The sequence below is a fragment of the Corallococcus sp. CA053C genome (assembly GCF_003611675.1).
Taxonomy (GTDB): Bacteria; Myxococcota; Myxococcia; order Myxococcales; family Myxococcaceae; genus Corallococcus.
Genome location: NZ_RAWA01000449.1, coordinates 1 through 7,534 on the forward strand (window position 1 = coordinate 1; position 7,534 = coordinate 7,534).

The 7,534-nt window shown below is 71.9% G+C and carries 8 protein-coding genes; 3 read left to right on the top strand and 5 right to left on the bottom strand.

The genetic code is table 11. The annotated features are described in order from the left end of the window. The first annotated feature begins 31 nt into the window (after positions 1–31). The 3 genes from D7V97_RS36860 to D7V97_RS36870 are packed head-to-tail and all read left to right on the top strand — an operon-like array spanning position 32 to position 1,785. Entirely contained in the window at positions 32–613 is a 582-nt protein-coding gene (locus D7V97_RS36860; protein ID WP_233583459.1) for a peptidylprolyl isomerase, read from the top strand. Next, positions 610–1,344, top strand: coding sequence for an alpha/beta hydrolase (locus D7V97_RS36865; RefSeq protein ID WP_120615295.1), 735 nt, complete (start codon positions 610–612; stop codon positions 1,342–1,344). Before D7V97_RS36860 ends, D7V97_RS36865 begins: the two co-directional genes overlap by 4 nt. A 24-nt stretch (positions 1,345–1,368) precedes the next feature. Beyond that, positions 1,369–1,785: a secondary thiamine-phosphate synthase enzyme YjbQ gene (locus D7V97_RS36870; protein WP_120615296.1), complete on the top strand. Its 417-nt coding sequence runs from the start codon at positions 1,369–1,371 to the stop codon at positions 1,783–1,785. Between the two features lie 21 nt (positions 1,786–1,806). On the opposite strand, the gene D7V97_RS36875 is transcribed toward D7V97_RS36870, so the two are convergent. The 5 genes from D7V97_RS36875 to D7V97_RS46220 all read right to left on the bottom strand — a co-directional run. Then, positions 1,807–3,591: a L,D-transpeptidase family protein gene (locus D7V97_RS36875; RefSeq protein ID WP_233583457.1), complete on the bottom strand. Its 1,785-nt coding sequence runs from the start codon at positions 3,589–3,591 to the stop codon at positions 1,807–1,809. Positions 3,592–3,805: 214 nt separating this feature from the next. Next, positions 3,806–5,167: a sigma-54 dependent transcriptional regulator gene (locus D7V97_RS36880; protein ID WP_120615298.1), complete on the bottom strand. Its 1,362-nt coding sequence runs from the start codon at positions 5,165–5,167 to the stop codon at positions 3,806–3,808. After that, complete coding sequence (locus tag D7V97_RS36885; RefSeq protein ID WP_120615299.1) at positions 5,164–6,591, bottom strand: ATP-binding protein; 1,428 nt, start codon at positions 6,589–6,591, stop codon at positions 5,164–5,166. The genes D7V97_RS36880 and D7V97_RS36885 overlap by 4 nt, the downstream gene beginning before the upstream one ends. 69 nt (positions 6,592–6,660) lie before the next feature. Next, complete coding sequence (locus tag D7V97_RS36890; protein WP_120615300.1) at positions 6,661–7,122, bottom strand: hypothetical protein; 462 nt, start codon at positions 7,120–7,122, stop codon at positions 6,661–6,663. A 188-nt stretch (positions 7,123–7,310) separates the two neighbouring features. Further along, a partial coding sequence (locus D7V97_RS46220) for a hypothetical protein (protein ID WP_233583458.1) occupies positions 7,311–7,534 on the bottom strand: 224 nt, incomplete at its 5' end.

Consider the following 7,534-nt stretch of genomic DNA (forward strand, 5'->3'; position numbering starts at 1 on the left):
CCCCACGGGCACCCCCGCGGCTCCCCGCACGGTGAGCCTGCAGACGGACGCGGCCGCCGCGAAGGGCTTCCAGAAGAAGGCCCTGGAGGGCCAGGACCTCTGGGCCACGATGGAGACGAACCAGGGCACCATCGTCCTGAAGCTCTTCTCCAAGGACGCGCCCAAGACGGTGGCCAACTTCGTGGGGCTCGCGTCCGGCGAGCAGCCGTGGATCAACCCCAGGACGGGCGAGCGCGTGGAGGGCAAGCCCTTGTACGACGGCGTCATCTTCCACCGCGTCATCCCCGGCTTCATGATCCAGGGCGGCGACCCCACGGGCACCGGCCGGGGCGACCCGGGCTACCGCTTCGGGGACGAGTTCAAGAGCATGCGCGGCTTCGACAAGCCGGGCATCCTGGCCATGGCCAACGCGGGCCCGGACACCAACGGCAGCCAGTTCTTCATCACCACCTCCACGCCCACCAACCTCAACGGCCGGCACACCATCTTCGGTGAGGTGGTGAAGGGCTACGAGGTGGTGGAGAAGATTGGCGACGTGCCGCGCAACCGGCAGGACCGGCCCGACGCGGACGTGGTCATCCAGCACGTCACCGTCAGCGACGCACAGCCGTGAGCACACTTCCGCGCCATGTGCGCACGAAGCTGGGTGAACTGGACTGCCACGTCGTCGACGCGCTCGCGCAGGGCGTGAAGCCGGAGCTGGTGGTCGTGCTCAGCCATGGCTACGGCGCGCCGGGCACGGACCTGGTGGGGCTGGCGCCGGAGCTGCTGAACGCCGACCCCCGGCTCGCGGAGGGCGTGCGCTTCGTCTTCCCGGAGGCCCCGCTGTCGCTCGCGAACCTGGGCATGCCCCAGGCGCGCGCCTGGTTCCCGCTGCCGGATTCGGTCCTGGCGGGTGAGCAGCGGGACTGGGATCAGTTCGCCCGCGACGTGCCCCCGGGGATGCCCGCCGCGCGCCGCGCGCTGATGAGCACGGTGGCCGCGCTCCAGCATCCCTACGGTCGCGTCGTGCTGGGAGGCTTCAGCCAGGGCGCGATGCTGTCCACGGACGTGGCGCTGCGGTTGGAGGAAGCGCCCGCCGGCCTGTGCCTGTTGTCCGGCACGCTCATCGCGGTGGAGGAGTGGAAGACGAAGGCCCGCGCGCGCTCGTCGCTCCCGGTGTTCATGGGGCACGGGCGGGACGACACGATGCTCCCCTTCCATGGCGCCGAGCGCCTGCGCGACGTGCTGACGGGCGCGGGACTGCCGGTGGAGTTCCTGCCCTTCGACGGTGGGCACACCATCGTCACGGAGGAGCTGGAGCGGGTGGCCGCGTTCCTCCTGAAGCGACTGGACGAACGCTGATCCGCGCAGGACGGAGGCTCGAGCGTGTACCAGGCGAAGGAGCTGACGGTGCCCACGCGGGGCCGGGGCCTCGTGGACATCACGGACGAGGTGCAGCGGGCGGTGAAGGGCACGGGCATCCGCGAAGGCCTGTGCACGCTGTTCCTGCATCACACCAGCGCGTCGCTGCTCATCAGTGAGAACGCGGACCCCGTCGTGCAGCGCGACCTGGAGGCGTTCTTCTCCCGGTTGGTGAAGGACGGGGATCCGCTGTTCCAGCACGACGCGGAGGGGCCGGACGACATGCCCGCGCACGTGCGCACGGTGCTGACGCAGGTGTCCCTGAGCGTGCCGGTGAAGGACGGCGCGGCGGACCTGGGCACGTGGCAGGGCGTCTACGTCTGGGAGCACCGCACGTCGCCGCACCGCCGCCGCGTCACCGTGTCCGTGCTGGGTGGCTGAAGCGCCGGAGGCGTTGGCGCCTCACAGGTCGCTGACGTGGGCGGTGGCGACGACGGGCGCGCCACCCCGGCGCTTCTTCGGCTGTGCACGGGCCTGTCCGCGGATGCGCACCCAGGTGCCCGGGTCGTCCGGCAGCGCGTGGGCCATGGACCAGCCGGTGGGCACCTCGGGCGTGGTCCACCCGTAGAGGACGCGCGCGTCCTTCGGGGCCAGGTTGATGCAGCCGTGGCTCACCGGCTCACCGAAGCGGTCGTGCCAGTAGGCGGTGTGCAGCGCGAAGTCGCCCTCGAAGAACATGGTCCAGGGCACGGTGGCCACGCGGTAGCTGGCCTTGCCCATCTGGCCCGTCATGTCGGCCTCGGCGAACTTCACCCAGATGCGGAACAGGCCCTCGGGCGTGTCGGTGCCCGGGCTGCCGGACGAGATGAGCGTGGCGTAGACGGGGCGGTCACCCTCGTAGGCGATGAGCACCTGGGCCTCCAGGTCCACGTCCAGCCAGCGCGCGCCGGGCTCCACGATGGACGGCGACGCCAGCGACCACGCGACGTGCAGGTCGTCGCGCGCCACCCAGTGGTCCTCCGCGATGCGCACCCACTGGCCATCCGGGGACAGCTCGCGCACGGGGACGATGGTGCGTGGAGGCAGCACCGTCTCACGGTCGGCGCGGGCATCCGGCGCCACGCGCACCACCACGTCCGAGCGGGGCGTGACGCGGGACTGGGCCCAGGCGAAGGGCATGGGCAGCGACGCGAGCGCCTCCGCGTCCAGGCCGCTGAAGTCGGACGGGCGGTGCTCGCGCAGCACGCGCGCTTCGAAGTACTGGCCGTCGGACGTGCGCCAGAAGGTGCGCCGGCCCACCTTCACCTGGCCCTGGAGCTTCACCGTCACGGAGCCCTTGAGCAGCACGCCCTGCCGCCGCCGCTTCGCGAGCGCGAGGCTGGGATAGGCGCGCACGCGGCGGCCCACCACGCGCGCGTAGATGCCGGGCGTGAGCGCGCCCTCTTCCACGCGGGGCAGCGTGCGCACGCGGGGCTCGCGGAAGTTCTGCTCCAGGTAGCGCTCGCACACCCAGCCGCGCGGCTCCAACTGCACCCACGTCTCGCAGTCCGGCCCGCGCATCGCGCCCTTCCACGTCACGCGCATGTCCTGCGCCACCGTGCCCAGCGGAGGCGAGTCCTGCCGGGGCTCCGAGCGCACCGCGATGGAGCGGCGCACCCGCAGCGAGCCCGCGTCCGGAGCGTAGGGGATGGCATACGGCTCCATCCCGGCGTCGGCGGTCGCGAGCGGATCCGCGACGGTGGGCTCGCCTTCGTCACCGTCCCCGACGGTGGGTGACGGCTCGGAGGGGGCGTCCGGTTCAGGCGCGGCGGCGACGGGCTCCGGGGCGAAGTCGTCGGCATCGAGCAGGGGCTCGCCATCGGGTCCCAGTTCGAGCACGGGGACCTCGGACTCGGTGATGACCTGGGGCTCCTCTTCGCCCGGCAGGGCCTCCGGGTTCGAGCCCCGGGACGAGGCCGAGGCCTGCGCGAGCGACGGCTCCATCATCAGCGAGAGCGCACCCTCCGAGCCCGCGTCCTCCGCCGTGTCCGCGTTTTCGATGAGGGCCGAAGCGGTGGCGTGGGGCACGCCGCCGTCCACGGAGGGATCGGGCGCGGTGGCCTGCCACGCGGAGCGCAGCGCGTCCGCGGACTGCGCCGCGGTCGGCTCCAGTGTCGATTCGGATCCGGCGGCGGGCGCGGAAGCCACCTCCGTCACGGGCAGGGCGCTGCCCGCATCCACCGACTCAAGCGGGAGGGGTGGCTCCACCGGAGCGCACGCGAAGAGAATCAGGGGGAGTCCGAGGGGGAGCCAGCGGCGGCGCATACAGGTTGCTACGGTACGGGTCCCCGCTGACATCCTCAACGTCGGCCCAGGTGTGATCTCCTGCGCGTGCCCCCGCTGGGGTGGGCAGACCCTACGCCCGCAGCGGTGATTGCCACGACTGACGGAAAGGGCAGGGCCCCGTCCTGCCGTGGACGGATCAGCCCCGGCCCTCGGCGGGTGGGATGACCTCGGGCGCCTCGGGCGTCTCCAGCAGCTTGTAGAGCGTCTTGCGGTCCACGCCCAGGAGTCGCGCCGCCTCGCTCTTGTTGCCACCCACGTGCTGGAGCACGTGCGCCGCATACCGCCGCGACAGCTCCGCGAGGCTCGGCAGGTCGCCCGCGAGCCCGGTGAGGCGCTTGGGCGCGTCGCCAATGGGCTCCGGGAAGTCCGGCGGCCCCAGCACGCCCGTGACGTTCAGCGCGAGCGCCCGCGCCATCACGTTCTCCAACTGCCGCACGTTGCCCGGCCAGTCGTACACCGTCAGCCGCGCCATCGCGTCCGCCGTCACCACCGGCCGCACCCCGCCCCGGGCATGCAGCGCCGCGAAGTGTTCCACCAGCGCCGGGATGTCCTCGCGCCGCTCGCGCAGGGGCGGCAGGTGCAGGTGCACCACGTCCAGCCGGTACAGCAGGTCCTCGCGGAACGCCCCCTCCGTCACCCGGGCCTTCAGGTCCTTGTTCGTCGCCGCCAGCACCCGCACGTCCACCTTCACCGGGACGCTCTCGCCCACGCGGCGGATCTCCCCCTCCTGGAGGACGCGCAGCAATTGCGACTGCACCTTGGGGCCCACGTCGCCAATCTCGTCCAGGAAGAGCGTGCCGCCGTTGGCCTCCTCGAAGAGGCCGCGCCGCGCGCCCGACGCGCCGGTGAAGCTGCCCTTCGCGTGGCCGAACAGCTCGCTCTCCATCAGCGACTCGGTGATGGCGCCGCAGTCGATGGGGATGAACGGCCCGCTGGAGCGCGCCGAGCGTTTGTGCAGCGCGCGCGCAACCATCTCCTTGCCCGTGCCCGTCTCCCCGGTAATCAACACCGGCACGTTGCTGGTCGCCGCGCGCGCCACCTGCTTGTAGACCTCCAGCAGCGCCTGGCTGCGGCCCACGAGCGACGTGCGCTCCACCTGCTTGCGCAGCGTGCGGTTCTCCTCCACCAGCCGCTTCTGCTCCAGCGCGCGCTTCGCCACCCGCATGATGGCGTCCACGTCGAACGGCTTGGACAGGTAGTCGAAGGCGCCCTGCTGGATGCTGTCCAGCGCGCCCTCGATGTTGCCGAACGCCGTGACGACGATGACGGGCGTGTCCGGCAGGGTGGAGCGCGCCGTCTGGAGCACCTTGAGCCCGTCGCCGGGGTCCGGCATCGCCATGTCGGTGAGGACCAGGTCGAAGGCCTGCTCGCCCATCCGCTCGGAGGCGCTCTTCGGATCCGCCGCCTGCACCACCGGGCCCAGCACGCCCAGCAGGCGCTGCAACAGGTCCCGCGCATGCGGGTCATCATCCACGACGAGGATTCGGGCTGGGCTCATGAGACCTTGCGGATGGAGGAGGAGTCCCGTTGCGGCCCGGACTCCACCACAAGCGGCGCCTGCGCGCGCGCCACTCGTGCGAACCGCACGCGGATCCGCGTGCCCTTGCCTTCTTCCGAGTGCACCGTGAGCGTGCCGCCGTGCGCCTCCACCACGCGCCGGGTGGTGGCCAGCCCCAGCCCGTGCCCCGGGATGCCCCGCACCTCCGCGGCCCGGAAGAACGGCTGGAACAGCGAGGCCTGCGTCGCCGCGCTCATCCCCAGCCCGTTGTCCGTCACCTCCACCACCGCGTCCGGCCCTTCCGTCGCCACCCGCACCACCACGCGCGGCTCCGGCCGGCCGGCCGTGTACTTCACCGCGTTGGACAGCAGGTTGCGCGCCACCACCTGGAGCAGCTGCGCGGGGCAGTCCACCAGCACGCCCGGCTCCAGCTCGCGCTCCAGCGCCACGCCCAGCGCCGACGCCGTCTGGCTCACCTCCAACAGCAGCGTGCTCACCGCCGTGTCCAGTTCGCCCTTCGTGCCGTCGCCCCGGTTGCCCGCGCGGCAGAAGCGCAGCAGCGCTTCAATCAATTCGCCCATGCGCACCGCGCTGGATTCGCACTGGGAGATCATCTCCAGCGCGCCCGGGTCCTTCACCGCGCCCGAGCGCCGGATGAGCGTCAGGTAGCCCTTGAGCGGGGACAGCGGGCCCATCAGGTCATGCGCCACGCGGCTGGTGAAGGCATCCAGCTCCTGGTTGTGCCGCCCCAGCTCTTCAATCTGCCCCTGGATGGTGGCGTCCTGGCGCTTGAGCAGGGACGTGATGTGCCAGCCCACCATCATGGACAGGAGGATGGCCAGCAGCGTGGTGCCCGCGCCCAGGGCGGTGTTGCGCACCCGCAGCGTGCCCAGCCGTCCCACGAGCTCGCGCGCGTCGTCCGCGTTCTCCGTGGCGAGCTTCCCCGCCAGCAGGTCCACCTCCGCCGCCAGCGGGCGGATGCTCTCCACCAGGTGACGCCGGGCGCGCTCCGCGTCGCGCTGGCGCGAGAACACCGCCGCCGCGCGCACCTGATCCGCCAGCCCCTGGCACGCGTTGTTGAAGCGCAGCCACACCGCCTTCTCTCCCAGCGGCAGGTGGCGCATGTACGCCTCGGAGGCCCGGCGGATGCTGCCCAGGATGTCCTCCATCACCGCGTCGGCCTCCTTGCGCTCGGCGTCGCCGGTGGAGCGCACGTGCGCCTCGATGGCGGACTCCAGCGACATCACGTCCACGCGGATGCGGCCGATGAGGCTCGCGCGCTCCAGCGCCTCCAGCACCAGCGCGTCCACCTGGTCGCCGGTGCGCACCTCCGTCCAGAGCGTGAAGCCGGTGACGGCCGACAGCAGCATCACCACGAAGAAGAAACCCGCGCGGTAGCCGCGGATGGGGGTCCGCGAGTTCATCGCCACACCCAAGCTCCTTGAAGAAGGGGAAGGAGGCCAAGGCCCGAAGCCGGGTCGCCTCCGGGAACATCACGGCACCGGACCGGCGGCCTCCTTGGCCGACTCGCCCGGCAGGGGCGGCTGGGTGCGGCGCCGCGCGCGCTCCAGCGCGGACTCGTACCACACGTCCGACAGCTCCTCGTGCAGCGCCGCCAGCTCACGCTGCCGCGCCAGCAGCTGCGCGTTCTGATCCTCCAGCGCGTGGCGCTCCGTCTCCAGCCGCGCCAGCTCGTCCACCGCGGAGGCGCGGCCCTGCTCGGCCTCCGCGCGCGCCTGCTCCGCCTCCGCGCGCTCCTGCGCCAGCTCCTCCAGCGCGGACTCCACCGCCGCCAGCCTCGTCGCCAGCAGCTCGGTGCGCTCACGCTCGGACTGGTACTCCCGCTGCCACCGCTCCGTCTCCAGCACCTGGGCCTGGAGGCGCTCGGGCGGGATGCTCGCCGCACACCCCACCCCCAACCACACCACACCCCATGCGACCAGCAGGTGCCGCATACGCCATCTCTCCCGACCCCTGGCCGCGCGACATGCGCGACGAGGACCGCCGGGCCTCACGCTCGCTCCTAATAGACCCCGGCGCCTGGCGCTCGGGACGAGCGAACGCGCCGCAGCTTGCAGAAGAGCGTCGTTGCCGTCAAAGCGCCGAGCGCCTGCCTGGGGAGCATGCACCCATCGTTGCGCACTCAACTGAGGAGATTCTCCCCATGGCGGATCCGCTCCCACCCGGAGAACCCCGCGAAGTTGTTCAAAACCAGTGACTGGCACGGCGGGTGCTCAAGGAAGGCGCACAACAACCGATGCAATCCCGCGTCGGCGTGTCGTTCCCCGGAGCCATCCATGAAGACCGTCATCGTCGCCGCCCTGTTCGCCGCTTCCGCCGCCTTTGCCAACACCCCCTGTCCCTTAT